We start from the raw sequence: 26,359 nt of genomic DNA on the forward strand, positions 1-26,359 counted from the left end.
CGTGTTTCGCCTCGGACGGCGTCCCGGACGCTGTCTCAGATGGTGAGCAGCGCCTCCAGGGGCGCGGCCCCCAGGGCCGGCTCCAGGCGGGGCCGGCCGGCGAGGAAGCCGAGCTCCATCAGGACGGCGACACCGGCCACCTGGGCGCCCGCTCGGTGGATGAGCTGGATCGACGCCTCGGCGGTGCCTCCGGTGGCGAGGACGTCGTCGACGATCAGGACACGGTCGTCGGCGGTGAGGTCCTCGGCGTGGATCTCGATCTCCGCCGAGCCGTACTCCAGGTCGTAGGCCTGGGCGAGGGTCGCTCCGGGGAGCTTGCCCGCCTTGCGGACCGGTATGAAGCCGATCCCGGCCCGGACGGCGACCGGGGCGCCCAGGATGAAGCCCCGGGCCTCCAGGCCGACGATCTTCGTGGCGCGGGTGCGCACGGCGATCTCGGCGAACGCGTCGGTGAGCGCGGTGAACGCCGCCGGGTCCGCGAGCAGCGGGGTGATGTCCTTGAACATCACGCCCGGCTCGGGGTAGTCGGCCACGTCCCGGATGCGGCTGAGCAGGAGTTCCTTCACGTCGGTCATCGGCGCTTCCCCGAGGGTCGGCCGCGGCCCCGGCTGCGGGACGCGGGCTGGGAACGCGGACCGACGACGGCGGCCGCGTCCTCCGGCTCGGCGCCGTGCGCCTCACCGTCGTGGGACTGGGTGAACTCCTCGCCGGCGGACGCCTGGGCACGCTTGGCCAGGACCCGCTTCTTCAGGGCCTTCAGCTGCGGCTCGCGCTCCTTGAGGTCGGCGACGAGCGGCGTGGCGATGAAGATCGACGAGTAGGCGCCGGCCGCGAGGCCGACGAACAGCGACAGCGAGATGTCGTTGAGCGTGCCCGCGCCGAGGAAGCCGCCGCCGATGAACAGCAGGCCGGCCACCGGCAGCAGGGCGACCACCGTGGTGTTGATGGAGCGGACCAGGGTGCCGTTGATCGACCGGTTGGCGACCTCGCTGTAGGTGAAGCGGGTCTGCTTCGTGAGGTCCTTCGTCTGCTCCTTGAGGGAGTCGAAGACGACGACCGTGTCGTACAGCGAGTAACCGAGGATGGTCAGCAGACCGATCACGGTGCCCGGGGTGACCTCGAAGCCGACAAGGGCGTAGATGCCGACGGTGATGGTGATGTCGTGGATCAGGGCGACGAGCGCGGCGATGGCCATGCGCCACTCGAACGCGATCGCCAGGTAGATCACGACCAGCACCATGAAGATCGCCAGGCCCTGCCAGGCCTTGGCGGCGATCTGGTCGCCCCAGCTGGGGCCGACCAGATCGGCGGCGATGGCCTCGGAGTCGACGTCGAAGTCCTCGGCGAGGGCCTTCTTGACCTTGTCGGACTCCTTGGTGTCCATGCCGGCGATCTGGATGCGCAGCGAGCCGTCACCGAGCTTCTGCACGACCGCCTCGTGGCCGGCCGCCTCCTCGGCGGCGCGCTCCGCCTCGGAGACGGAGACCGAGATGTTCTTCGCCGTGGTGAAGACGGCGCCGCCCTGGAAGTCGATGCCCATGTTCAGGCCGCGCACCGCCAGGCCGACGATGGCCGTGATGGTGATCAGGATCGAGATGCCGTACCAGAGCTTGCGGTGGCCGATGAAGTCGTAGCTGACCTCGCCACGGTGCAGTCGGGCGCCGAGGTTGCCGAGTTTCGACATCGCTCAGGCCTCCTTCGTCTCGACGGGGCCGGCTGCGGGACCGGCGGGACGGCGGGTGCGGCGCAGCGGCGGCTGGGCACCCAGGCTCTTCGGGTCGAGGCCGGACCACTTGTGGCCGCCCGCGAAGAACTTGCGGCGCGCGGCCAGCGTCATGAGCGGCTTGGTGAAGAAGAACACCACGACGACGTCGAGCACGGTGGTCAGACCCAGCGTGAACGCGAAGCCCTGGACCTTGCCGACGGTGACGACGAACAGCACGGCGGCGGCGAGGAACGACACGAAGTCGGAGACCAGGATGGTGCGCCGGGCGCGCGGCCAGGCCCGCTCGACCGCGGGGCGCAGCGAGCGGCCCTCGCGGATCTCGTCCCGGATCCGTTCGAAGTAGACGATGAAGGAGTCCGCGGTGATGCCGATGGCGACGATGGCGCCGCAGACGGCCGGCAGGTTCAGCGCGAAGCCGATGGCCGGGCCGAGCAGCGACATCAGGACGTAGGTCAGGGCCGCGGAGACCAGCAGCGACGCGATCGCGATCACGGACAGCCCGCGGTAGTAGAGCACCAGGTAGATCACCACGAGGGCGAGGCCGATGGCACCGGCGAGGAGACCTGCGTGCAGCTGGTCGCCGCCGAGCGCCGCGGTCACCGTGGTCACGCTCTGCTCCTGGAAGGAGAGCGGGAGGGCGCCGTAGGACAGCATGTTGGCGAGGCTCTGGGCCTCGTCCTGGCTGAAGCTGCCGGAGATCTGGGCCTGGCCGCCGGTGATGGAGGAGCTCACGAACGGGCTGGAGACGACCTCGCCGTCCAGGACGATGCCGAACTGGTTCTGCGGGTCCTGGTTCTGCGCCAGCGTGCCGGTGATGTCGGCGAACTTCTTCGCGCCCTTGGAGTTGAACTCCATGGTGACCTGCCAGCCGGCGGCGGTCTGGGTGTCGTAGACGGCCTGGGCCTTCTTGACCTCGGTGCCGTCCACGGCGGCCGGGCCGAGCAGGTACTTGTACCAGACGCCCTTGATCTCGCCGCAGCCCACGGCGGCGGCGTCGGGCTTGGCGTTGTCGCCGGCCTTGGCGCGGGCGTCCGGCTTTGAGCAGTCGAGTTTCGCGTACTGCGCCTGCGCCGCCGCGTCACCGGTGGCGGCGCTCGCGGGGGCGGAGGGGCTGGCGGAGGCGCCGGTGCTCGCCTTGGCGGAGGCGGACGGCGTGGCGTCGGCCTTCAGGCCGTCGGTGAGGGCGCGGCCCTGCGGGCTCGCGGAGGAGGAGGCACCCGACGAGGCCGACGGCGACGCGGGAGAGGAGGCCTTCTCGCCCCCGGAGGCGCCGGCGGAACCGCTCGCGGAAGGGCTCGGCGAAGCGCCGGCGGAACCGCTCGCGGACGGGCTGGGCGAGCCGCCGGCGGCCGGGCCGGTGGGCTCGGCGGCCAGGACCGGGCGGAAGTACAGCTTGGCGGTGGTGCCGACCTGCTCCCGGGCTTCCTCGGAGTCGGTGCCCTTGGGGATGTTCACGATGATGTTGCTGTCGCCCTGGGTCTGCACCTCCGCCTCGGTGACGCCCAGGCCGTTGACACGACGGTTCATGATCTCGACCGCGGTGTCCATGTTGGCCTTGTTGATCGCGGACCCCTGGTCGGCCTTCGCCGCCAGCGTGATGCTGGTGCCGCCGGCCAGGTCGATGCCCAGCCTCGGCTTCGTGTGCCCGGAGAGGAACATCCCCCCGGTGAGCGCCACGATGGCGATCAGGATCAGGGCCAGCGAGCGCCCCGGCTTGCTCTGGGCATTCGCGCTCCGGCCCTTCTTAGGTGCTGCCACCTTCTCGTACTCCCTCTCGGGCCGTCTCGCGCCGGGTCAGCGCGGCGGCGGCCATGACATGGTGTCGGGATCCCCTATGTGCGAGATGCGCGCACCCGGGACGCGCGGGTCCTGCCCGCGCGCCCCGGGGACGTGGCTACTTCTTCGCGTCGGAGTCGCCGTCGGTCTTCTTCGGCTCTTCGTCGGCCTGCTTCGGTGTCGCGTCGGCGTCGGCCTCGGCGGCCGGCTCCTCGGTCCCGGACGTCTCGTCCTTCTTGCCGAAGTCGACGGGCTTGTCGTCGGAGGCGGCGGCAGCGTCGGCGGAGCCGTCGGTGTCGGAGAGGGAGGAGGCGTCGGCGGGGACGACGTCGGAGTCGGACTTCAGGTCGTGCTCGATGCCGTGGACGATGCGGTTGTACTCGTCGTCGGTCAGGACGGCGCCGATCGCGTTCTTCGCGAAGAGCAGCTCCACTCCCGGGCCGGCGTCGAGGAGGACGGTGTCCTCGTCGACCTCCTTCACCGTTCCGTACAACCCCCCGATGGTGCGGACACCGCTGCCGGGCTGCATGGCGTTGCGCATGTCCACGGCCTGCTGCTGCTTCTTCTTCGCCGACCGGGTCATCAGGAACATGGCCCCGATGAGCACGATGAACGGAAGGATGGTCACGAGACTCACGGGTCGGTACTTCCTTCACACGACCGCGGTGCTGAGCGGCCTGATGGTTGGGGGGTATGCGTGCTGCCGGCAACGGCGGCATCGGCGGAGTCTAAGCGAGTCCGCGCGCAAGGAACAACGCTCAGCATGGCACTTGGGTTCCTGACCCGGCCAATGTCCTGGCCGATCGCCGGCGCCCGCGTGCGTCGCCGCCGCCCGGACAGGTCTCGCCACGGGCGCCCTCATCCCCCGAACAGGTCCTGCTGCCCGTTACCCGTGCCGGCGGGGCGGGGCGGGGTGAGGCCGAGGTGGGTCCAGGCTGCGGGCGTGGCGACGCGGCCGCGCGGGGTGCGGGCGAGCAGGCCCTCCCGGACCAGGAAGGGTTCGGCGACCTCTTCGACGGTCTCGCGCTCCTCGCCCACCGCCACGGCGAGCGTGGACAGGCCGACCGGGCCGCCGCCGAACAGCTTGAGCAGGGCTTCGAGGACCGCGCGGTCGAGGCGGTCGAGGCCGCGGGCGTCCACCTCGTAGACGGCGAGGGCCGCGGCGGCGATCTCACGGTTGATGACACCGTCGGCTTTGACCTGCGCGTAGTCGCGGACGCGGCGCAGCAGGCGGTTGGCGATGCGGGGCGTGCCCCGGGAGCGGCCGGAGATCTCGGCGGCGCCGTCGGTGTCGATCTCCACGTCGAGGAGGTTCGCCGAGCGGTGGACGACGCGCTGGAGTTCGGCCGGTTCGTAGAACTCCATGTGAGCGGTGAAGCCGAAGCGGTCGCGCAGCGGCGGGGGGAGGAGACCCGCGCGTGTGGTGGCGCCGACGAGGGTGAAGGGAGGCAGTTCCAGCGGGATGGCCGTGGCGCCGGGGCCCTTGCCGACGATGACGTCGACGCGGAAGTCCTCCATGGCCATGTAGAGCATCTCCTCGGCGGGCCGGGACATGCGGTGGATCTCGTCGAGGAAGAGGACCTCTCCTTCCTGGAGCGAGGAGAGGATCGCGGCGAGGTCGCCGGCGTGCTGGATGGCGGGGCCGCTGGTGATGCGGATGGGGGCGCCCATCTCGGCGGCGATGATCATGGAGAGGGTGGTCTTGCCGAGGCCGGGGGCGCCGGAGAGCAGGACGTGGTCGGCGGTCGCGCCGCGCGCGCGTGCGGCGCGCAGGACGAGGTCGAGCTGTTCGCGGACCTTCTCCTGGCCGATGAACTCGCCCAGATCCTTGGGGCGCAGCGCGGCCTCGACGGCCTGGTCCTCACGGTCGGCGACAGATCCCACCAGCCGCTCGGAGGCGGAGGTGTCGGTCGTGTCGTCCCAGTTCATGTGGTGTGCCTCAGGGTGGTGGGGTCGGTCAGCGGGCGCGGTTGAGGGTCTGCAGGGCGGCCTTGAGCAGCTGGCCCACCTGGGGCGTGCCGCCCGCGGCCTCGGCCTGCGGCGCCACGGCGGTGACCGCCTCGTCGGCCTCCCGGGTGGCGTACCCGAGGCCGATGAGGGCCGCGTGCAGCTGGTCGCGCCAGCCCTGGGTGACGGGTGTGCCCACCGCGGGGGCGCCGGTCGGTTCGCCGAGGCGGTCCTTCAGCTCCAGCAGCAGCTTCTGGGCGCCCTTCTTGCCGATGCCGGGGACGGCGACGAGGGCCTTCTCGTCGGCGGTGGCGACGGCCCGGCGCAGCGCGTCCGGTGTGTGCACGGCCAGCATCGCCTGGGCGAGTCTCGGCCCGACGCCGCTGGCGGTCTGGAGCAGCTCGAAGACCTGGCGCTCGTCGTCGTCGGCGAAGCCGTACAGGGTGAGGGAGTCCTCGCGGACGACCAGGGAGGTGGCCAGTTTGGCCTGCTGGCCCATCCGTAGCCCCGACAGGGTGTTGGGGCTGCACTGGACGGCGATGCCGATGCCGCCCACCTCGACCACGGCGGAGTCGGGGGCGAGGGCGGCGACCGGTCCGCTCACGAAGGCGATCATCCCGTACGGCCTTTCAGTGTCGGTGCTTTGGCTGCGTGCAGGGCGACGGCCTGCTGGAGCCGGTTCTGCGCGGGGGCGCGCCAGATGTGGCAGATGGCGAGGGCGAGGGCGTCGGCGGCGTCGGCGGGCCTGGGCGGCGCGTCGAGCCGCAGCAGGCGGGTGACCATGGCGCCGACCTGGGCCTTGTCGGCGCGTCCGCTGCCGGTGACGGCTGCCTTGACCTCGCTGGGGGTGTGCAGGGCGACGGGGATGCCGCGGCGGGCGGCGCAGAGCATGGCGACGGCGCTGGCCTGGGCGGTGCCCATGACGGTCCGTACGTTGTGCTGGCTGAACACCCGCTCCACGGCCACGAGTTCGGGCCGGTGCTCGTCCAGCCACTGCTCTATGCCCTGTTCGACGGCGACGAGGCGGTGTCCCAGCTCGGCGTCCGCGGGCGTCCGTACGACGCCGACGCCCAGCATGGTGAGCGGGCGCCCCGCGATCCCCTCGACGACGCCGACACCGCACCGGGTCAGCCCGGGGTCCACCCCCAGTACGCGCACCGCGCCCCTCCCCTCTTCGCCGTCCGCGGACGGTGATCCACGGATGGCGCCAGGCTAGTCGCTGCCACTGACAACAGCGGCGGGCCGGTGGGACGTGTCCCCCGGCCCGCCCTGAAGCGCTCCGCTCGCGGCAGCGTTACGCGTCGACCTTCTCCATGACCTCGTCGCTGACGTCGAAGTTGGCGAAGACGTTCTGGACGTCGTCGCTGTCCTCGAGCGCGTCGATCAGCTTGAAGATCTTCTTGGCGCCCTCCTCGTCCAGCTCGACCTGCATGGTCGGGACGAAGTTGGCCTCGGCGGAGTCGTAGTCGATGCCGGCCTCCTGGAGGGCGGTGCGGACCGCGACCAGGTCGGTGGCCTCGCTGAGGACCTCGAACGACTCGCCGAGGTCGTTGACCTCCTCGGCGCCGGCGTCGAGGACCGCGCCCAGCACGTCGTCCTCGCTCAGCTCGCCCTTGGGGACGATGATGACGCCCTTGCGGTTGAACAGGTACGACACGGAGCCCGGGTCGGCCATGGAGCCGCCGTTGCGGGTCATGGCGACGCGGACCTCGGAGGCGGCGCGGTTGCGGTTGTCGGTGAGGCACTCGATGAGCACCGCGACGCCGTTGGGACCGTAACCCTCGTACATGATCGTCTCGTAGTCGGCGCCGCCGGCCTCGAGACCGCCGCCGCGCTTGATGGCGGAGTCGATGTTCTTGTTGGGGACCGACTGCTTCTTCGCCTTCTGGACGGCGTCGTAGAGCGTCGGGTTGCCCTCCAGGTCGACACCGCCCATGCGCGCCGCGACCTCGATGTTCTTGATGAGCTTCGCGAAGAGCTTGCCGCGCTTGGCGTCGATCACGGCCTTCTTGTGCTTCGTCGTGGCCCATTTAGAGTGGCCGGACATCTGCCTGTCTCCTTCGCGTAACCCATCCAGATACGAACGCCAGGAATCCTACAAGGACTCCGTGGCCCCGTTCGCGCGGACCATGTCGGCGAAGAGGGCGTGCACCCGGTGGTCGCCGGTGAGTTCCGGGTGGAACGACGTGGCGAGCGCGTTGCCCTGGCGGACGGCGACGATGTGGCCGTCGTGCTCGGCGAGCACCTCGGCGCCGGCGCCGACGGACTCGACCCAGGGGGCGCGGATGAAGACGCCCTCGACGGGGTCGCCCGCGACGCCCTTGACGTCGAGAGCGGCTTCGAACGACTCGTTCTGCCGCCCGAAGGCGTTGCGGCGCACGATCATGTCGATCCCGCCGACGGTCTCCTGGCCGGAGCGCGGGTCGAGGATCTTGTCGGCGAGCAGGATCATGCCGGCGCAGGTGCCGTAGACGGGCATGCCGTCGCGCACCCGCGCGCGCAGGGGTTCCATCACGCCGAACAGGACGGCCAGCTTGGAGATGGTGGTCGATTCGCCGCCGGGCAGGACGAGGCCGTCCACCTCGGCGAGTTCCTCGGGGTGCCGCACCGGCCTGGCCACGGCGTCGGCCGCGGCCAGGGCGACGAGGTGCTCCCGTACGTCGCCCTGGAGGGCCAGGACGCCGATGACAGGGGCTTCGTGGGACATGGGCCGACTACCAGCCGCGGTTGGCGTAGCGCTCGGTCTCGGGGAGGGTGTCGCAGTTGATGCCGACCATGGCCTCGCCGAGGTTGCGGGACGCGTCCGCGATGATCTTCGGGTCGTCGTAGAAGGTGGTCGCCTTGACGATGGCTGCGGCGCGCTTGGCCGGGTCGCCGGACTTGAAGATGCCGGAGCCGACGAAGACGCCCTCGGCGCCGAGCTGGCGCATCAGCGCGGCGTCGGCCGGGGTGGCGACACCGCCCGCGGAGAACAGCACGACGGGCAGCTTGCCCAGCTCGGCGACCTCCTTGACCAGCTCGTAGGGGGCGCGCAGCTCCTTGGCGGCGGCGTACAGCTCGTGGTTGTCGAAGCCGCGCAGGCGGGCGATCTCGTTCTTGATCTGGCGCAGGTGGCGGACGGCCTCGACGACGTTGCCGGTGCCGGCCTCACCCTTGGAGCGGATCATCGCGGCGCCCTCGGCGATACGGCGCAGGGCCTCGCCCAGGTTGGTGGCGCCGCACACGAACGGGGTGGTGAACGCGAACTTGTCGGAGTGGTTGACCTCGTCGGCCGGGGTGAGGACCTCGGACTCGTCGATGTAGTCGACGCCGAGGGACTGCAGGACCTGGGCCTCCACGAAGTGGCCGATGCGCGACTTGGCCATGACCGGGATGGAGACGGCCTCGATGATGCCCTCGATCATGTCCGGGTCGGACATGCGGGCGACGCCGCCGTCCTTGCGGATGTCGGCGGGGACCCGCTCCAGCGCCATGACGGCGACGGCGCCCGCGTCCTCCGCGATCTTGGCCTGCTCCGGCGTGACGACGTCCATGATCACGCCGCCCTTGAGCTGCTCGGCCATGCCGCGCTTCACGCGCGCGGTGCCGGTCTCGGGAGCCTGGTTCTCGGTGCTGGACACGGGTTGACCTCACTGGGGTGGAAGAGGGTGTGGTGCAGCACCGAGGAAACGGCAGCCGACCAGTCCACAGCAAGGGCCAATGGGAAGGCGGTGGATTTTTTTCGCGCCCCACGCCGAGGTCGGCCCCGGGTCGGATCAGGCGGCGCGGTCGGCCAGGGCCGCCGGGGGTTCGTCGTCCATCTCGAAGGCCATCGGGAAGGGCGCGTGGCCGGCCAGCCGGAACCAGCGCACCTTGCGGTGCTCTCGCAGCCTGCGGGCCGCGCCGACGGCGTCGTTGTGGAAGCGGCGGGCCATGGGGACCCTGCGGACGGCCTCGGTGAGCTCGCGGGCCGCCTCCTCTCCCCCGGGCGCCTCGCGCACGACCTCGACCTGCTGCGTCTCCGCGAAGACCGCGCGCAGCGCCTGGCTCAGTTCGCTCTCGGCGACCTCCCGCAGTTCCTCCTCGGCCTGCCGGGCGGCGTGCGCGGCCTCGTAGAGCACGATGGAGGCGGCCGGGTCGAGCACCCCCGAGGTGGCCAGCTCCTGTGTCACGGAGGCGCGGCGCAGCAGTTGCGCGTCCAGTGCGGCGCGGGCGGCGTCGATGCGCGCGTGCAGCCGGTCCAGGCGTCCCGCGGTCCAGCTCAGGTAAAGGCCGACGGCCAGGAGGACGACGACGATCCAGACGACGGTGATGGTCACAGGTTCAGTCCCTCGCCAGGCCGAAGCGGGCCATCAGCCCGGGTGAGCCCTTGTCGTCCGTGGCCACCGCGGCCGCTCCCGCCGTCACCGTCTCGTACACCGACAGGATGTCCGCGCCGACCGTCGACCAGTCGAAGCGCCGTACGTGGGCGCTGCCCCGTGCGCGCAGTTCGGCGCGCCGCGCGGGGTCGCCCAGGAGGCGCACCGCGGCATCGGCCAGCGCGTCGGCGTCCTCGTTGGCGAACAGTTCGCCCGCCGCTCCCTGGTCCAGGACCTGGGCGAACGCGTCGAGGTCGGAGGCGAGGACCGGGGCCCCGGCCGACATGGCCTCGACCAGGATGATGCCGAAGCTCTCGCCGCCGGTGTTGGGGGCGATGTACAGGTCGACGCTGCGCAGGAAGCGGGCCTTGTCCTCGTCGCTGACCATGCCGAGGAACTCCACCCGTGCCCGCAGGTCCTTCGGGAGGCTCTCCACCGCTTCCTTCTCGTCGCCGCGTCCGGCGACCAGGAGCCGGGTGTGCGGCCGCTCGGCGAGGATCTTCGGCAGGGCGCGCATCAGCACCGGCAGGCCCTTGCGCGGCTCGTCGATACGGCCGACGAAGCCGATGGTGCCGCCCTGCCACTCGGGTCTGGGCTCGGCCTCGGCGAAGAAGTCGACGTCCACGCCGTTGGGGATGACGACCGCGTCCCCGCCGAGGTGTTCGACGAGGGTGCGGCGGGCGTACTCGCTGACGGCGATCCGGGCGCTGATCTTCTCCAGGGCGGCCTGGAGGATGGAGTACGCGGCGATCATCGCGCGGGAGCGCGGGTTGGACGTGTGGAAGGTCGCCACGATGGGCCCCTGCGCGGCCCAGCAGGTCAGCAGGCCCAGTGAGGGCGAGGTCGGCTCATGGATGTGGATCACGTCGAAGGCGCCGTCGTGCAGCCATCTGCGGACGCGTGCGGCGCTCAGGAAGCCGAAGTTCAGCCGGGCCACCGAGCCGTTGTACGGCACCGGGACCGCGCGTCCGGCCGAGACGACGTACGGCGGCAGCGGGGTGTCGTCGTCGGCGGGGGCGAGGACGGAGACCTCGTGGCCGAGCCGGATGAAGTAGTCGGCGAGGTCGCGGACGTGGAACTGCACTCCGCCCGGCACGTCCCAGGAGTACGGGCAGACGATGCCGATCCTCAAGGCCGCTCTCCGTCCGACGGACGCGGTTCCAGGTCCGCGAGCCAAAGCCGCTGCAGCATGTGCCAGTCCTCCGGGTGGTCGGCGATGCCCGAGGCGAAGGCGTCGGCCAGCGACTGTGTCATGAGGGATGTCCGCTCGGCCCGCGTTCCCGAGCCGGGTACGTCGATCGGGGGATGGACGCGGCCCTTCATGACGGGCGAGTCGTCGTACCAGAGCGTGGCGGGGAGCAGGAGCGCGCCGGTCTGCTGGGCGAGCAGCGCCGGTCCCGCGGGCATGCGGGCCCTGTCGCCGAAGAAGTCGACCTCGACGCCGGACGCGGACAGGTCCCGGTCGGCGACCAGGCAGACCAGGCCGCCGTCGCGCAGTCGCCGGGCCAGGGTGCCGAAGGCGGCGCCGCCGCTGTGCGGCAGCACCTCCATGCCGAGGCCCTCGCGGTAGGCGACGAAGCGGTCGTAGAGAGTCTCGGGCTTGAGCCGCTCGGCGACGGTGGTGAAAGGCGTCCGCAGCTTGGTGGTGACCCAGGCGCCGGCCAGGTCCCAGTTGGCCAGGTGCGGCAGGGCGAGGACGACGCCCCGGCCGGTCGCGAGCCCGTCGGTGAGGTGGTGGAGGTCCTTCGGCTCGAAGCCGGCCGCTACGCGCTCGGGGCTCCAGGCAGGCAGCCGGAACGACTCCATCCAGTACCGCAGGTAGGAGCGCATCCCGGCGCGCGACAGTTCGGCCAGGCGCTCGGGGGTCGCGTCGGGCACCACGCGCGCGTAGTTGCTCTCCAGCCGCCGCACGCCCTTGCCGCGCTGCTTCCAGGTGAGGTCGGCGACGGTACGGCCGAGGCGCGCCGCGACCGGCTCGGGGAGCTGCTTGACGGTGCTCCAGCCGAGGCCGTACAGCGCGTCGGCGACCTGGTCGCGGGGGTTCACTTGGCCGCCTCGTGCCCCTCGGCCTCCGGCCGGGCCGCCGGGGTCCCGCTCTCCTCGGCTCCCACCGGCCGGCTCTCCCCGGCCTCCGCTTCCGCGTTCGCCTCCGCCTTCGCGGCCTCCGCCTCCGCTTCCGCCGACTCGCGGCGGACCGTGACGACCCGCTGGATCAGCGTGACCAGGCTGCCGACGGCGACGATCCACAGGGCGACGGGCAGCAGGTACTGGATGCCGGGGACGCCGAACTTGTGCAGGCCGGCGAGACCGGCCGCGACCAGGGAGACGACCAGCCGCTCGGCCCGCTCGACGAGTCCGTTGACGGCCACCGGCAGTCCGATCGACTCGCCGCGCGCCTTGGTGTAGGACACCACCTGGCCGCTGGCCAGGCAGAAGATCGACACCGCGCACAGGGCGTTGTCGTCGCCCTGTCCCGCGTACCAGAGGGCGAACCCGCCGAAGATCGCGCCGTCGGCGACCCGGTCGAGGGTGGAGTCCAGGAAGGCGCCCCAGCGGCTGGAGCGGCCGAGCTGGCGGGCCATGTTGCCGTCGACGAGGTCGGAGAAGACGAACAGCGTGATCACGATCGTGCCCCAGAAGAACTCGCCCCGGGGGTAGAAGACCAGCGCGCCCGCGATCACGCCGGCGGTGCCGACCAGCGTCACCGCGTCGGGGCTCACGCCCCGGCGGATGAGAAACGCGGCGAACGGTGTGAGGACACGCGTGAAGAATGCACGCGCGTACTTGTTCAGCATGGCCTTCCCGACGGTCGGTGTGGCCGCGCGGCCCTGATGGCCACCGGCTGGCCCATCGTAGCCACGCACGCGCGTACGCGACCGCCGGGCACCCGCCCTCGCGGGCCGGGGGCGCCGCTCTCAGCCGGGCCTCACGACCGCCGGCCGCGCCCCCTGCGCGGCGGCCGGGCGGCGGCGTCACGTCGTTCGTATGGACGCGCGGTGACGGGAGTGGAAAGCTCGAAGGACCGCGGGCGTCGCCGGAGCCGCCACCGCGCGCGGAGCCGCCGTGTCCGCGCCCCCGATGACCTCACCGTGCACGGGAGGCAAGAAATGGGCGACAAGGCGAAGGAACACCCCGGAGCCGCCGGCAGGGCTACGGCGGCCGACCACCCCGCGTCCGTACGGAACGTGGTGCTGGTCGGCCCCAGCGGATCGGGCAAGACGACCCTGGTGGAGGCTCTCGCGCTGACGGCGGGAGCGGTGAACCGGGCGGGCCGCGTGGAGGACGGCGGCACCGTCTCCGACTACGACGACATGGAGCACCGCCAGCAACGGTCGGTGCAGCTCTCCCTGGTGCCGGTCACCTGGGACGGCATCAAGGTCAACATCCTCGACACCCCCGGCTACGCCGACTTCGTCGGGGAGCTCAGGGCCGGTCTGCGCGCGGCGGACGCGGCCCTTTTCGTCGTCTCGGCCTCGGACGGCGTGGACGGCTCGACGCGGATGGTGTGGGAGGAGTGCGCGGCCGTCGGCATGCCCCGCGCGATCGTCGTCACGCACCTGGAGGCGGCCCGCGCCGACTTCGAGGAGATGACGCGGATCTGCGCGGAGACCTTCGGCGGCGACGACCCCGACGCCGTGCTCCCCCTCTACCTGCCGCTGCACGGACCGAAGGCGCCGGACGGGCACGCGCCCGTGACCGGCCTGATCGGGCTGCTGTCGCAGAAGCTGTTCGACTATTCCACCGGGGAGCGCGTGGAGTCCGAGCCGGGTGAGGACCAGCTCCCGCTGATCGAGGAGGCCCGCAACCGGCTGATCGAGGGCATCATCGCCGAGAGTGAGGACGAGACCCTCATGGACCGCTACCTCGGCGGCGAGAAGATCGACGTCAAGACGCTGATCGAGGACCTGGAGCGGGCCGTCGCGCGCGGGGCCTTCTTCCCGGTGCTGGCCGCCGCCCCCGCCGCCGAGGGCGCCCGCCAGGGCCTCGGCACGGTCGAGCTCCTCGAACTGGTCACCCGGGGCTTCCCGACGCCCCTGGAGCGCGAGGCGCCCCTCGTCACCACCCGCGGCGGCGAGCGGCGCGCACTGGGTCCGTGCGACCCGGACGGGCCGCTGGTCGCGGAGGTCGTGAAGACCTCCTCCGACCCCTACGTCGGCCGTGTCTCCCTCGTCCGCGTCTTCTCCGGCACCCTGCGCCCCGACGAGACCGTGCACGTCTGCGGGCACGGCCTGTCCGACGACGGCCAGGAGGGCCGCCCCCTGCACGAAGCCGACGAACGCGTCGGCGCCCTCTCCGCGCCCTTCGGCAAGCAGCAGCGGACGCTGACGCACTGCATCGCGGGCGACCTCGCGTGCGTGGCGAAGCTGAGCCGCGCGGAGACCGGCGACACCCTCTCGGCCAAGGACGACCCGCTGCTGATGGAGCCCTGGCAGATGCCGGACCCGCTGCTGCCGCTGGCCATCCGCGCGCACAGCAAGGCCGACGAGGACAAACTCTCCCAGGGCCTGTCCCGGCTGGTCGCCGAGGACCCGACGATGCGGCTCGAACAGAACCAGGACACCCACCAGGTGGTCCTGTGGTGCCTGGGCGAGGCCCATGCGGACGTCGCGCTGGAACGACTGCGCAGCCGCTACGGCGTGCAGGTCGACGTCGTCCCGCACCAGGTCTCCCTGCGGGAGACGTTCGCCGGGAAGTCCGCCGGGCGGGGCCGGCACGTCAAGCAGTCCGGCGGGCACGGGCAGTACGCCATCTGCGAGATCGAGGTGGAGCCGCTGCCGGGCGGCTCGGGCATCGAGTTCGTGGACAAGGTCGTCGGCGGGGCGGTGCCGCGCCAGTTCATCCCGTCCGTCGAGAAGGGCGTACGGGCGCAGGCCGCCAAGGGCGTCGCCGCGGGGCATCCGCTGATCGACGTCCGGGTGACCCTCCTCGACGGCAAGGCGCACTCGGTGGACTCCTCCGACGCCGCCTTCCAGACGGCCGGCGCGCTCGCGCTGCGGGAGGCCGCGGCCGACGCGAAGATCCATCTGCTGGAGCCGGTGGCCGAGGTGAGCGTGCTGGTCGGCGACGAGTACGTGGGCCCGGTGATGAGCGATCTGTCCGGCCGGCGCGGCCGGGTGCTCGGCACCGAACAGACGAGCGGCGGCCGCACCCTGGTCCGGGCCGAGGTGCCCGAGATCGAGATCGGCCGGTACGCGGTCGACCTGCGGTCCCTGTCGCACGGTACGGCCCGCTTCCGCCGCTCCTACGCCCGGCACGAGCCGATGCCGGCCCAGGTCGCCGAGCGGCTGAGGCAGCAGACGCAGGACGCGTAAGGAACTTCCCCTTCCGTTTCGGCGGGCGGCTTCGGCCGTCCGCCGACGGCCGCCGGCGCCGGCGGATACGCTGATGACCTGATCAACAGGTGTGCGGAGCACGGAAGTCGGGAAGGCCGCAGAAGCGGGAACAGCGGCGATGGGGGCGGGAATGACCGTTGACAGCAGCTACGCGGACATCTTCGGGCCGCAGGTGCCGCAGACGGGCGACGGAGGGCAGACGCCGACCTTCGCCCTGGCCTCGGCGGCCTACCGGGACGACCCCGTCGAGGCCATCAAGAACGCCGACAACGAATGGCACCAGTCGAAGGTCAACCCCGGCCGCAGCTGGGCCCGCATCTTCCGGCCCAACCTCGGCGAGGCGTTCTCCCAGGCGGTGATCGACCGCATGCTCGGAGTCGGCCGCGAACCGCTCATCCAGTCCTTCGGCGCCGAACCCCAGGTCGTGGTCGAGCACTGCCTCGCCGCCAACGGCATCCGCCGCCGCCGCGACCGGCAACTCACCGGCATCATGGCCGTGTTCGGCCTGCTGTTCCTGCCCGGCCTGCTCGTCTGGCTGCTGGTCTTCCAACTGCGCACCACCATGGAGAAGGCGGGCGGCCGACGCGTCTCCGGCCTCGCCACCGGCCTGCTCGTCGCCGTCGGCGCACTCGCCGTGATCTTCCTGCTCCGTATGCCGTTCACCGGCTTCTGGGGCTGGTACGCGCGCGGGGCGGTCGTCGCACCCGTCGTCGGCTGGTTCCTGGCCAAGCGCATCTGCGAACGCACCGCCGCCGACCTGCGCGACCGCTGGGCCGGCCTCCTCGCCGGCAGCAGCATCGGCGCCAAGGTCCCCGAAGCCGTGCCCACCAGCCCCAACCACACCGCCGCCGAGCAACTGCGCCAGTCCCTGGCCCGGCTCAGCGCCGAACAGCAGTCCAACTCCGTGTTCTACGCGGGCCCCAAGGGCATACTCGGCATGGGAACCCGCTGGGGCGCCTGGCACCTCGCGGAGGAACTCGTCCCCACCGACCCCAACAAGGGCATCCACGAGTTCCGCAGCTGGACCGTCATCAGGGCCATCCACGACCAGCTCACCGTGCTCAACCGGCAGAGCCTGAAGACCGGCGGCTTCCCCCCGCCCTCGGTCCGGCACTGGATCGTCACCCCCGTCGGCGAGAAGGCCACGGCGGTGGCCCGGCCCGACGGCACGGACGTCGAGGCCTACCAGGTCAAGCCCAAAGCCATCGAGAAGATCTGCGACCAGCAGCAGTTCGGCGGCGGCGACCGCCACTACCTCGGCGTCCAATGGCCCCTGTGGGACGGCCAGTTGATCATCACCATGCTGATCACCGTGACCGTGCTCCACGAGACGCTGCGCATCGAGGTCACCGGCCACGCCCTCGGCCCCGTCAACGGCCTGTTCACCACCAAGCCCGAAGCCCCCAGCAAGGAGGTCGCCAAGACCGTCCGCTTCTGGGAGACCCGCACGGTCACCCTGCCGCTCGTCACCCCCGACGAAGTCGTACGCCTTGCCGCGCGCGCCACCGTCAGCTGGTACCCGCCGCTGCTCAAGTGGCTCGGCGGCTCCATCGGCCTGCCCGAACCCTTCGGCCTGCGGCACGCCTGGGCCGACCAGCCGTGGCGGCACCGTTTCATGGCCGACGACGCCCTGCGCGCGGCCGCCCCGGTGCTGCGGGTGGTGCACACGGCCGCGCTCAAGGTCCTCAAGGAACACGACGTCGACATCGAGAAGTTCAGCACCCGCTCCTCGGTGCTGAGCGGCGCCGTCCAGGACATCTCCCCCCGCAAGGCCGACACCTACGACGCGTGAACCCCGACGGCACGGCGAGGAGCGTCACACCGTCGGCCAGGCCTCCGCGAGCATCTTGCGGGTGTCCGCCAGCAACTGCGGCAGCACACGCGTGTGCCCGACCACCGGCATGAAGTTCGTGTCCCCGCCCCAGCGGGGCACGATGTGCTGGTGCAGATGGGCCGCGATGCCCGCGCCCGCCACCGCGCCCTGGTTCATGCCGATGTTGAAGCCCTGCGCGCCCGACGCGGTGCGCAGCGCCGTCATCGCCTGCTTCGTCAGCTCGCCCAGCTCCGCCGTCTCCGGCGCGGTCAGATCCGTGTAGTCGGCGACATGCCGGTAAGGCACCGTCATCAGGTGACCGCCGTTGTACGGGTACAGGTTCAGCACCGCGTACACATGCTCGCCGCGCCGTACGACCAGCCCGTCCTCGTCGGACTTCGCCGGAATCGAGCAGAAGGGACAGCCGTCGTCCGCCCCCGGACCGCTCGGCTTGTTCTCACCCTGGATGTACGCCATCCGGTGGGGCGTCCACAGGCGCTGGAACGCGTCCCGCGTCCCCACTCCGATCTGCTGCTCCGGCTCACTCGTCATGCAAGGCAGCATATGGCTTCGCCCGATCGCGGCGTGTCGCCGGGGCGGCGGGAGCCCGGTCACCGGCCAAGCTGGCCCGGTGGACGACGACAGCCTCGCGGCGCGTTGGGAGCAGCGCACCGAGATCCCGCTCTTCCTGGCCTCGCTGCTCTTCCTCGCGGCCTACGCCACCCGCGTCCTCGCCGTGGACCTGGCCCCCGCGTGGCGGGATCTGTGCGGCTTCACCCTCATCGCCCTGTACGCGCTGTTCGCCGCGGACTACGCCGTGCGCTGGCGGCTCAGCGGGCAAGGGCTGCGCTTCGTCACCACGCATCTGCTGCACACGGTCGTGGTCCTCCTGCCGCTGCTGCGCCCGGTGCGAATCGTCCCGCTGTACGACGTGATCCAGCGCCGGCGCGGACAGCCCCGGCTGTCCCTGTACGCGCGCGTGATCGCCTACGCCTCGCTGTCCACCGTGCTGCTCGGCTTCGCCGGGGCGCTCGCGGTCTACCAGCAGGAACGCGGGGCTCCCGGGGCGACCATGCGGACCTTCGGGGACGCCGTGTGGTGGGCCGCGGCCACCCTGACCACCGTCGGCTACGGCGACATCACGCCGGTGACCACGCTCGGCCGGACCATCGCGACGGGGATGATGGCCGGCGGACTGGCACTCCTCGGCGCGGTCACGGGCTCGTTCTCGTCCTGGGTGATGCAGACCTTCACCCGCGAGGGCGACGAGCGAAGGCCCCCGGGAGACTGAGCTCCCGAGGGCCTTCGCCGGCGTGGCGGGGGATCAGACCTGCGTCCGCTCCTCGACCACCTTCGCGATCTTGGCGATGGCCTCGTCGAAGGCGATGCCGTTCTCCTGCGAGCCGTCGCGGTAGCGGAAGGAGACCGTGCCCGCGTTCATGTCGTCGTCGCCGACGATGACCATGAACGGCACCTTCTGCTTCTGCGCGGTCCGGATCTTCTTCTGCATGCGGTCCGAGGAGGAGTCGACGTCGACCCGCAGCCCCTTCTTCTTGGCCGCGGCGGCGAACTTCTCCAGGTACTCCACGTGCGCGTCGCCGACCGGGATGCCGATCGCCTGCACCGGCGCCAGCCAGGCGGGGAACGCGCCCGCGTAGTGCTCCAGGAGCACCGCGAAGAACCGCTCGATGGAGCCGAACAGCGCGCGGTGGATCATGACCGGCTGCTGCTTGGCGCCGTCCGCGCCGGTGTACTCCAGGTTGAAGCGCTCCGGCAGGTTGAAGTCGAGCTGGATGGTCGACATCTGCCAGGTCCGGCCGATGGCGTCGCGCGCCTGGACGGAGATCTTCGGACCGTAGAACGCGGCGCCGCCCGGGTCCGGGACCAGCGGCAGCCCCTGCTTCTCGGCGACCTCGCGCAGCGTCTCGGTCGCCTCCTCCCAGGCCTCGTCCGAGCCGACGAACTTCTCCGGGTCCTTGGTGGACAGCTCCAGGTAGAAGTCCTCCAGGCCGTAGTCGCGCAGCAGCCCGAGGACGAAGGTGAGCGTCTTGTCGAGCTCGGCCGACATCTGCTCACGGGTGCAGTAGATGTGCGCGTCGTCCTGGGTGAAGCCACGCGCACGCGTGAGGCCGTGCACCACGCCGGACTTCTCGTACCGGTACACGGTCCCGAACTCGAACAGGCGCAGCGGCAGTTCACGGTAGGAACGCCCGCGCGCGTCGAAGATCAGGTTGTGCATCGGGCAGTTCATGGGCTTGAGGTAGTAGTCCACGCCCTCGTCGAGCTGCATGGGCGGGTACATGCCGTCGGCGTACCAGTCCAGGTGGCCCGAGGTCTCGAAGAGCTTCCCCTTCGTCGCGTGCGGGGTGTAGACGAACTCGTAGCCCTCCTCCTCGTGCCGGCGACGCGAGTAGTCCTCCATGACACGGCGGACGATGCCGCCCTTGGGGTGGAAGACCGCGAGGCCGGAGCCGATCTGCTCCGGGACGGAGAACAGGTCGAGTTCGCTGCCCAGCTTGCGGTGGTCGCGCTTCTCGGCCTCGGCGAGGAAGTCCAGGTACGCCTTCAGCTCGTCCTTGGAGGGCCAGGCGGTGCCGTAGATGCGCTGGAGCATCGGGTTCTTCTCGCTGCCGCGCCAGTAGGCGGCCGCGTTGCGCATCAGCTTGAACGCCGGGATCAGCCGGGTCGAGGGCAGGTGGGGACCGCGGCAGAGGTCCTTCCAGCACAGCTCGCCGGTCTTGGCGTCGAGGTTGTCGTAGATGGTGAGCTCGCCACCGCCGACCTCGACGTCCGCGCCGTCGTCGCTCGAAGCGGACCCCTTGAGGCCGATCAGCTCCAGCTTGTACGGCTCGTCGGCGAGCTCCTCACGGGCGGCCTCGTCGGTGACCACGCGGCGGGCGAACTTCTGGCCCCGCTTCTGGATCTCCTGCATCTTCTTCTCGACGGCCTTGAGGTCCTCGGGCGTGAACGGCTTCTCCACGTCGAAGTCGTAGTAGAAGCCGTCCTTGACGGGCGGGCCGATGCCCAGCTTGGCCTCGGGGAAGAGCTCCTGCACGGCCTGAGCCATGACGTGCGCGGTGGAGTGGCGCAGGATGTTCAGGCCGTCCTCGGAGGTGATCTCGACGCCCTCGACGGTGTCGCCGTCCCGCAGCTCGTGGGTGAGGTCCCTGAGCTCGCCGGCCACACGCGCGGCGATGACGGAGCGCTCGCCGGCGAAGAGGTCGGCGGCCGTGGTGCCCGTCGTCACCGTGCGCTCTTCCCGCTCGGAATCGCGTTGGATGATCACACGGACGTCTGACACCGGTCTCTCCTGACTGAAGATGGACTGCGACGCCATACCGGGAGCGCGCGCATGAGACGGATCGTACCGAGCCGGGCCACCCGATCGCGAAACGGATATCTCCGCGACCCCGCCCGCGGGAAGGAACACCCCCGGGAATCCTCTCAGTCCCCGCCGCACGCTTCCTCGAAGAAGGCGGTGATCTCGGCGGTCTCCTGCAGTGACTTCATCAGCCGGTCCCGCTCCGCCTCGTCCACCTGGACGGGGACGACGTCCTGGGCGCCGGTGATCCTGCGGAAGCCGCCCCGGCTCTCCAGCCGGCCCTGCACCCGCACCGGCAGCCCGACGAGATGGGCCTGCCCGGCGATGCGGTAGTCCTCCTCGTCGAGGCTGAGGCGGACGTGCGGGATCTCCGCTCCGGCGAGGACCCGCAGCCGTACGCTGCCCTCGCCGCGCGGACCGGCCCTGCGCATCCGCACCACGGTGCCGGTGATCCGCACGGGCACGGAGGGTTCCTCGCGCAGGTAGCGGGCGCCGGCCTCGCGCAGGACGGGCAGGTCGCCGGGCGAGAACTCGATCGGCTCGGCGTCCGCGGCGCACCCCTCGGGGACGCCTGCCGCGGGTGCCCAGGCGACAGCGACGCGGGCGCCCTCGGTGCCGCGGACGAGGGCGATCAGCGCCTCGGTCAGCTCCCGGCTGGCGCCGGCCTCCACGGCGCCCTCGAAGGCGTCCATGCCGCCGGCGGCGCGCTGGTAGTCGATGGCCTCGCGCACGGCGTACAGAGCCTGGTGGAGGCGGACGGCGAGAGGGCGCCCCGTGGCCACCGGCACGAAGGCGGTCAGCCGGCGTCCCTCAACGGCGGCGCCCACGAGGACACTGTCCAGCGTGGCGGCGGCGGTGCGCCGGTGCCGCGCGCCGTAGTAGCCGGCACGCGCGTGCGTGGCGAGCGCGCCGGCAAGGAGGATCTGCCGGGCGGCGCCGCGCAGTTGCTCGTCGGCGGCCCAGGAGGCCGCCCCCGCGGTCCCTGCGGTGCCGGCCGCCCCGGCTGTCCCGGTGGGTCCTGCCGGTGCGTCGCGCCACCAGCGGATCTCGTCGCTGGGGACGGCCAGGGCGACGAGGACCTCGCGGGCGGCGGGCGTCTGACTGCGGGCCAGCGCCTGGAGTGCCTCGCCGAGCAGGTCGTCGCTGTCGGGGAAGGCACGGCTCTCCGGTACGAGCAGGCTGGTGGCGGCGCCGCCCGGGCCGGGCGGGGTCCAGCGGCCGTAGCGTCCGGCGGCGCCGCCGCGCCGCTGCCAGCCGTGCCGGCGCAGCAGCGCGCCGAGGACGGCGGGATCGACGTCGGCGGGGTCGGGCGGACGGCTCCAGCCGGGCTCCGGGCGGCGGGCGCGGCCTGGATCGGCGGGGTGCGGTCGTGCCGGCCGCGGTGCTTCTTCGATCGGACGGTGGGTCATGGTCTGCCTCCCGTCCCGACCCTGGTCATGATCTCGCACAGGGCCCGGTCGTCGAAGACGCGGGCGGTCGGTATCCGCACGGTGGTCCGGGTGCGGCCGGTGACCGGGTGGCCGGCCAGGTTGACCCAATAACAACAGTGCCTGAGGTCGAGACGGTCGTGACCGGCCCGCAGCCAGTCGGCCTGGAGCCGGGGCACGAGCATCACGACGAGGATCTTGTGCACGGACACCGGGGTCCGGGCGAGCTTCCTGAGGTGGTCGTTGTCGAGCGTGAAGGAGAAGGTGCGGCCGGGCGGGTTCGGCGCGACCTGGTATGTGGCTTTCAGCTGCACCTTGATGGTCACCTCGTCGTCGACGGTGTGCCCGGGGGCGCTGTGGCTGACGTGCCAGTCGATGCCGTTGTCGGGAAAGGGCTGGGAGAGCGAGCAGCCCGCGGCCGCTGCGACCGCGTGCAGATAGGCCACCTGCAGTGTCTCCATGCAGGCGGTGGTGGCGAGTGTGCCGCGCTGGGGGCCCGTGAGTTCGGGCAGCAGCCCGCCCCGTTCGGGCTGCGCTATCGCCATGGACAACAGCCTCTCGTGCACAGCGGATCCGGCTGGGGGATCCGGGTGAAGGTCCTTGTCGAGCCTCTGAACTGCAAAGACCCGTACCTCTGTTGTGTCCTACCGGCGTACGGCGCAAACAGCACGGGTATCACCCAAGCGGTAGAAGACGGACTGTCAGCTGCCGTTGGTGAACGAGGGGTTGAGTTGGTATGACGTGCTGGTACGAGGGCCCTCTGGCCGCCTTCGACACGGAGACGACGGGCGTCGACGTCGAGTCCGACCGGATCGTGTCGGCCGCGCTCGTCGTGCAGGACGCGCCCGGCGTCCGGCCGCGGGTGAGCCGCTGGCTGGTGAATCCGGGGGTGCCGGTGCCCGCCGAGGCGACGGCGGTGCACGGGCTGACGGAGGACCATCTGCACCGCAACGGCCGCTGGCCGGCGCCGGTGATGTACGAGATAGCCGAGCTGCTCGCCGAACAGGCGGCGGCGGGGCGGCCGTTGGTGGTGATGAACGCGCCGTTCGACCTGACGCTGCTGGACCGTGAGCTGCGCCGGCACCGGGCCTCCTCGCTGGGGCACTGGCTGGAGCCGGCGCCGCTCAGGGTGCTGGACCCGCGGGTCCTGGACAAGCATCTGGACCGCTACCGCAAGGGGCGCCGCACGCTGACCGACCTGTGCGCGCACTACGAGGTGGCGTTGGCCGACGCGCATGACGCGGCGGCGGACGCGACGGCCGCGCTGGAGCTCGTGCGGGCGCTGGGCCGGCGGTTCGCGGCGCGGCTGGAGCGGCTGTCCCCGGCCGAGTTGCACGCGTTGCAGACGGCGTGGCACGCGGCGCAGGCGCGAGGGCTCCAGGCGTGGTTCGCGCGCAGCGGCTCCCCGGAGACCGTGGACACGTCGTGGCCGTTGCGCCCGGCGCTGCCGGCGGCGGCGTGAGCGTGAGGCGGGCATGTGCCCGGCGGGTGGGCCGGCATCGACGGGTGGGCCGGCATCGACGGGTGGGACGGCATCGACGGGTGGGACGGCATCGACGGGTGGGACGGCATGAAGAAAGCCGGCCCGCGTGTGCGGACCGGCCTTTCCCGGTGGGCGATACTGGGTTCGAACCAGTGACCTCTTCGGTGTGAACGAAGCGCTCTCCCACTGAGCTAATCGCCCGGGAACGCACTGAACAATACAGGTCCCCCGGGGTGTCCTTCAAACCGCTCGCAGGTACCCGTTGAGCCCGCGCCGTCCGGCGCGCATCATCAGCCGGTGGTTGGCGCGGAAGAGGGGCCGCCCCGGCACGGCGAACCTCCTGAGCATCGGCTTCGCCACGTCGACGACCTGGTCGTAGCGGGCGAGGGCGCCCGTGCCGCGCGGGGTGACCGTCCAGCGGGCCCAGCCGTCGAGGTCGCCGGTCATCGCGATCTCGAGGACCCCGGCAGCCGGGTCGCGGCGCGTCTCACGCGCAGTGAAGGTGATGTCGTACGGCAGGAGGGAGCGGACGCGGATGACTCCCGTGGTGTCGTCGATCCGGGTGACCTCGCGGACCTGGGGCCACCAGCGCGGGTAGTCCTCGGGGCGTTCCAGGGCGCCGTACACCGCTTCGGGGGGTGCGGGCAGGAACCAGAGGCTGCGGAAGCGGTAGTGGGTCCAGTCCATGGGGCGAGTGTGCCGTGCGCGAGCGCCGGCGGCTCCGTGCGGGGACTCTGAGTACCTTCTGAGTAGCCGTGCTCATGCCGTGCGCCGTGACGGCGGCGACACTCCGAAGCATGACGCACATACCGCCTCCGGCCGAGGAACTGCGACTCCTCGACACCGAGTTGTGGCAACTCGACGCCCGCCGGGCGCAGTTGCTGACGCGCCGCGCCTGGCTGCTGGCCGTGTTGCAGGCGCAGCCGTCCCTACCGCCCGTCGCGGCCCGTGCGGCGGTGAGTCCCCCGGCGGGTCCGGCCGGTGCGGCGGTGGCGCCCGAGACGAGCGCTCCGCGGGTGCAGAACGTCCTGCTGATGCTCGGCGGTGTCCTGCTCACGATCGCCGCGGTGGCGTTCACCCTGGTCAGCTGGGGCCACATGGGGATCGCGGGGCGGGCCGCGGTGCTGGGCTCGGTCACGGTGGCCGTGCTGGCCGCGCCGCTGCCGCTGCTGAAGCGCGGGCTGCGTTCGACGGCGGAGTCGGTGGCCGGTCTGGGGCTGGCGCTGACGGTGCTGGACGCCTACGCGCTGTACGAGGTCGCCCTGGGCGGCGTGGACGGGACGGCGTACACGGCAGGGGCGTCGGCTGCGCTGGCGGGGTTGTGGGCGGCGTACGGCCGGGGTCTCGGCGCGCTGCGACTGCCGGTTCCGGCGGCACTGGCCGTGGCTCAACTGCCCCTGCCGCTGTGGGCGGTTGCGTCGGGCGCGGATCTTCACGCGGTCTCGGCGGCGTTGTTGGCGACGTCCGCTCTGGACGCGGCGGTGGCACCGCGTGCGGCCGTCCGCGCGGTCCGTGTCACGGCCGTCACCGGCGCGCTCGCCCTGGGCGCCGGGGGCGTTCTGACGGCCGGCTCGCTGGCGTGGACGGCTGCCGGTCCGGGCGCCGCCGCCCGTGCGGCGGCGCTCCTCGTCCTCGCGGCGGTTGTCGCGCTGGTCGTGGCGCGGTCGCTGCCGAAGCCCGAGGCGGCGCGGGGGCTCGCGATGACCGGCGGTCTGCTGCTGGTGGCGGCGGCCGGCGCCGTGCTGCGGGTGTCGCTGCCCGCCGGTTGGGCGGTTCCGGCTCATCTGGCGTGCGCCGTCGCGCTGGTGGCGGCGGTCCGGGGCCGGTTCGCGGAGCCGGTGCGGGAGGGTCTGGTGCGCGCGGGCGCCGTCGTGCACGCGTTGGCGCTGCTGTGGGCGGCGCCGCTGGTCGTGGTCACGCTGCTGGGTCCGCTGGGCTGGGTGGCGCGGCCGTGGTCGGGTGCGCCGTCCGACGCGCGCGCCGCGGTGACTGTGGACGTGCCGTGGCCGCCGTACCCGGTCCAGGCTGTCGTCGTCCTGGCGGCCGTCACCGCCGTCCTGGTGGTGGCCGCACGGCGGGAGGCCTGGGGCGCCTGGGCGAGGACCGGTGCGCTGGGGCTGGCCTGGACGGTGGGGATGGTGCTGCCGGCGACGCTTCGGCTGCCGTACCCGGTGGGCCTTGTGATCGTGGGGTGCGTGGCCGTGGCGGCGGCCTTCCTGTCCGTGCCGTGGTTCGCTCTGGCCGCCTCCGTCCCGCTCGCCTTCCTGTCGCTCGCGGCGCAGTCGGCGACGCTGACGGTGCTGTCGGCGCTGACCGTGCTGTGCGCCGTGGCCTCGCGCCGGCCGGGCTTCGCCCCGGTCATGGCGCCGGCGGCGCTCGCGTACGCCACCGCGCTGGCGGGTGCGACGGGGGCGGCGGCGCACTGGCAGCCCGCGCACACCGCCGTGCTGGTCCTCCTGGTGCCCGTGGTCGCGGCCGCGCTCGGCGCGCGGCTGGCCGGGAGCCCGGCGGGGGTGTCCGTCGAGGTGACGGGCGCCGCCGCCGCGCTGCTCGCCGTGGGGCTCGCCGTGACCGATCCGCCGATGCTGGCGCTGGTGCTCGGGCTGTGCTCGGTGATCGCCGCGGGCACGGCGGTCCGCGAAGACCGCCGCGCCGCGGGGTACGCGGCGGCCGCCCTGGCCGTGGCGGCCGCCTGGGTCAGGTTCGCCGCCTGGGACGTCACCGCCCCGGAGGCTTACACCCTGCCGGTCACCGTGCCGGCGCTGCTGATCGGCGCCTGGCGCCGCCGCCGCGATCCGGGGACGCCGTCGTGGACGGCGTACGGTCCCGGGCTGGCCGCCACACTGGCGCCGAGCCTCGCGGCGGCGTGGAGTGACGCGCAGTGGACGCGTCCGCTGCTGCTGGGCGCGGCGGCCGTGCTGGTGACGCTGCTGGGCGCCCGGCACCGCCTCAAGGCACCGCTGGTCCTCGGCGGTTCGGTGCTGGTCCTGGACGCCCTGCACGAACTGGCGCCCTTCCTGGTGCAGGCGGCCGACGCACTCCCCCGCTGGGCGCCTCCCGCACTCGCCGGACTGCTGCTGCTCGCGGTCGGCGCGACCTACGAGCGGCGGCTCCGGGACGTCCGACGGGTGCGGGATGTCCTGGGGAGGATGGGCTAGGGCCAGTCCTGTCGGCCTCACAGCCCTGGTGCCCTTG

Annotated in this window: 24 protein-coding genes and 1 tRNA gene; 5 read left to right on the forward strand and 20 right to left on the reverse strand. The window is 72.1% G+C overall.

Annotated elements, in window-relative coordinates; translation table 11 throughout:
* Positions 1-35: 35 nt before the first annotated feature.
* The 14 genes from ACIOC0_RS23490 to pgsA all read right to left on the reverse strand — a co-directional run bounded on the left by ACIOC0_RS23490 (position 36) and on the right by pgsA (position 12,581).
* Positions 36-575, reverse strand: coding sequence for an adenine phosphoribosyltransferase (locus ACIOC0_RS23490; RefSeq protein ID WP_402157301.1), 540 nt, complete (start codon positions 573-575; stop codon positions 36-38).
* Positions 572-1,684, reverse strand: a complete 1,113-nt coding sequence (gene secF, locus ACIOC0_RS23495; RefSeq protein WP_402157303.1) for a protein translocase subunit SecF — start codon at positions 1,682-1,684, stop codon at positions 572-574. The genes ACIOC0_RS23490 and secF overlap by 4 nt, the downstream gene beginning before the upstream one ends.
* A 3-nt stretch (positions 1,685-1,687) precedes the next feature.
* Entirely contained in the window at positions 1,688-3,484 is a 1,797-nt protein-coding gene (gene secD, locus ACIOC0_RS23500; RefSeq protein ID WP_402157305.1) for a protein translocase subunit SecD, read from the reverse strand.
* Positions 3,485-3,620: 136 nt separating this feature from the next.
* Complete coding sequence (gene yajC / locus ACIOC0_RS23505) at positions 3,621-4,139, reverse strand: preprotein translocase subunit YajC (protein ID WP_351097277.1); 519 nt, start codon at positions 4,137-4,139, stop codon at positions 3,621-3,623.
* Positions 4,140-4,360: 221 nt separating this feature from the next.
* Complete coding sequence (ruvB, locus tag ACIOC0_RS23510; protein ID WP_402157306.1) at positions 4,361-5,431, reverse strand: Holliday junction branch migration DNA helicase RuvB; 1,071 nt, start codon at positions 5,429-5,431, stop codon at positions 4,361-4,363.
* A 28-nt stretch (positions 5,432-5,459) separates the two neighbouring features.
* On the reverse strand, positions 5,460-6,065 hold the full coding sequence (gene ruvA / locus ACIOC0_RS23515) for a Holliday junction branch migration protein RuvA (RefSeq protein WP_352247998.1): 606 nt from the start codon (positions 6,063-6,065) through the stop codon (positions 5,460-5,462).
* Positions 6,062-6,607, reverse strand: a complete 546-nt coding sequence (gene ruvC / locus ACIOC0_RS23520; protein WP_402157307.1) for a crossover junction endodeoxyribonuclease RuvC — start codon at positions 6,605-6,607, stop codon at positions 6,062-6,064. Before ruvC ends, ruvA begins: the two co-directional genes overlap by 4 nt.
* 136 nt (positions 6,608-6,743) lie before the next feature.
* Positions 6,744-7,496 carry a YebC/PmpR family DNA-binding transcriptional regulator gene (locus tag ACIOC0_RS23525; RefSeq protein ID WP_356684397.1) on the reverse strand — a complete coding sequence of 251 codons (753 nt, stop codon included), beginning with the start codon at positions 7,494-7,496 and terminating at the stop codon, positions 6,744-6,746.
* A 48-nt stretch (positions 7,497-7,544) separates the two neighbouring features.
* Positions 7,545-8,156, reverse strand: a complete 612-nt coding sequence (pdxT, locus tag ACIOC0_RS23530; protein ID WP_402157308.1) for a pyridoxal 5'-phosphate synthase glutaminase subunit PdxT — start codon at positions 8,154-8,156, stop codon at positions 7,545-7,547.
* 7 nt (positions 8,157-8,163) lie between these two features.
* Positions 8,164-9,069, reverse strand: coding sequence for a pyridoxal 5'-phosphate synthase lyase subunit PdxS (gene pdxS, locus ACIOC0_RS23535; protein WP_351097265.1), 906 nt, complete (start codon positions 9,067-9,069; stop codon positions 8,164-8,166).
* A 135-nt stretch (positions 9,070-9,204) separates the two neighbouring features.
* Positions 9,205-9,747 carry a hypothetical protein gene (locus ACIOC0_RS23540; RefSeq protein WP_402157309.1) on the reverse strand — a complete coding sequence of 181 codons (543 nt, stop codon included), beginning with the start codon at positions 9,745-9,747 and terminating at the stop codon, positions 9,205-9,207.
* A 4-nt stretch (positions 9,748-9,751) separates the two neighbouring features.
* Positions 9,752-10,918, reverse strand: a complete 1,167-nt coding sequence (locus tag ACIOC0_RS23545) for a glycosyltransferase family 4 protein (protein ID WP_402157311.1) — start codon at positions 10,916-10,918, stop codon at positions 9,752-9,754.
* Positions 10,915-11,832 carry a phosphatidylinositol mannoside acyltransferase gene (locus ACIOC0_RS23550; RefSeq protein WP_402157312.1) on the reverse strand — a complete coding sequence of 306 codons (918 nt, stop codon included), beginning with the start codon at positions 11,830-11,832 and terminating at the stop codon, positions 10,915-10,917. Before ACIOC0_RS23550 ends, ACIOC0_RS23545 begins: the two co-directional genes overlap by 4 nt.
* Entirely contained in the window at positions 11,829-12,581 is a 753-nt protein-coding gene (pgsA, locus tag ACIOC0_RS23555; protein WP_402157314.1) for a phosphatidylinositol phosphate synthase, read from the reverse strand. The genes ACIOC0_RS23550 and pgsA overlap by 4 nt, the downstream gene beginning before the upstream one ends.
* A gap of 312 nt (positions 12,582-12,893) precedes the next feature.
* On the opposite strand from pgsA, the gene ACIOC0_RS23560 reads away from it, so the two are divergent.
* Together ACIOC0_RS23560 and ACIOC0_RS23565 are read left to right on the forward strand one after the other, a co-directional pair.
* Positions 12,894-15,098, forward strand: coding sequence for an elongation factor G-like protein EF-G2 (locus ACIOC0_RS23560; RefSeq protein WP_402157315.1), 2,205 nt, complete (start codon positions 12,894-12,896; stop codon positions 15,096-15,098).
* A 151-nt stretch (positions 15,099-15,249) separates the two neighbouring features.
* Positions 15,250-16,911: a hypothetical protein gene (locus ACIOC0_RS23565; RefSeq protein WP_402157316.1), complete on the forward strand. Its 1,662-nt coding sequence runs from the start codon at positions 15,250-15,252 to the stop codon at positions 16,909-16,911.
* A gap of 24 nt (positions 16,912-16,935) precedes the next feature.
* On the opposite strand, the gene ACIOC0_RS23570 is transcribed toward ACIOC0_RS23565, so the two are convergent.
* Positions 16,936-17,496 carry an HIT family protein gene (locus ACIOC0_RS23570; protein ID WP_402157317.1) on the reverse strand — a complete coding sequence of 187 codons (561 nt, stop codon included), beginning with the start codon at positions 17,494-17,496 and terminating at the stop codon, positions 16,936-16,938.
* 67 nt (positions 17,497-17,563) lie between these two features.
* On the opposite strand from ACIOC0_RS23570, the gene ACIOC0_RS23575 reads away from it, so the two are divergent.
* Positions 17,564-18,223, forward strand: coding sequence for a potassium channel family protein (locus tag ACIOC0_RS23575; protein WP_402157319.1), 660 nt, complete (start codon positions 17,564-17,566; stop codon positions 18,221-18,223).
* A 33-nt stretch (positions 18,224-18,256) separates the two neighbouring features.
* On the opposite strand, the gene thrS is transcribed toward ACIOC0_RS23575, so the two are convergent.
* The 3 genes from thrS to ACIOC0_RS23590 form a co-directional block, all read right to left on the reverse strand.
* The gene (gene thrS, locus ACIOC0_RS23580) at positions 18,257-20,233 is read right to left on the reverse strand and encodes a threonine--tRNA ligase (protein ID WP_402157320.1); all 1,977 of its coding nucleotides are present in this window, start codon (positions 20,231-20,233) and stop codon (positions 18,257-18,259) included.
* 143 nt (positions 20,234-20,376) lie between these two features.
* A complete protein-coding gene (locus tag ACIOC0_RS23585; protein ID WP_402157321.1) occupies positions 20,377-21,663 on the reverse strand; it encodes a hypothetical protein in 1,287 nt (428 codons plus the stop codon).
* On the reverse strand, positions 21,660-22,226 hold the full coding sequence (locus ACIOC0_RS23590) for a DUF4365 domain-containing protein (RefSeq protein ID WP_402157322.1): 567 nt from the start codon (positions 22,224-22,226) through the stop codon (positions 21,660-21,662). The genes ACIOC0_RS23585 and ACIOC0_RS23590 overlap by 4 nt, the downstream gene beginning before the upstream one ends.
* Before the next feature lie 191 nt (positions 22,227-22,417).
* Here ACIOC0_RS23590 and ACIOC0_RS23595 point away from each other — a divergent pair, with 191 nt between their 5' ends.
* A complete protein-coding gene (locus ACIOC0_RS23595) occupies positions 22,418-23,143 on the forward strand; it encodes an exonuclease domain-containing protein (protein WP_130444444.1) in 726 nt (241 codons plus the stop codon).
* Positions 23,144-23,293: 150 nt separating this feature from the next.
* Here the strand turns inward: ACIOC0_RS23595 and ACIOC0_RS23600 are convergent.
* Together ACIOC0_RS23600 and ACIOC0_RS23605 are read right to left on the reverse strand one after the other, a co-directional pair.
* Positions 23,294-23,365: transfer RNA gene (locus ACIOC0_RS23600), tRNA-Val, on the reverse strand.
* Between the two features lie 39 nt (positions 23,366-23,404).
* On the reverse strand, positions 23,405-23,851 hold the full coding sequence (locus ACIOC0_RS23605; RefSeq protein WP_402157323.1) for an SRPBCC family protein: 447 nt from the start codon (positions 23,849-23,851) through the stop codon (positions 23,405-23,407).
* 110 nt (positions 23,852-23,961) lie between these two features.
* On the opposite strand from ACIOC0_RS23605, the gene ACIOC0_RS23610 reads away from it, so the two are divergent.
* The gene (locus tag ACIOC0_RS23610; protein WP_402157324.1) at positions 23,962-26,322 is read left to right on the forward strand and encodes an SCO7613 C-terminal domain-containing membrane protein; all 2,361 of its coding nucleotides are present in this window, start codon (positions 23,962-23,964) and stop codon (positions 26,320-26,322) included.
* Positions 26,323-26,359: the final 37 nt, after the last annotated feature.

The sequence above is a fragment of the Streptomyces sp. NPDC088254 genome (assembly GCF_044740925.1).
Lineage (GTDB): Bacteria > Actinomycetota > Actinomycetes > Streptomycetales > Streptomycetaceae > Streptomyces.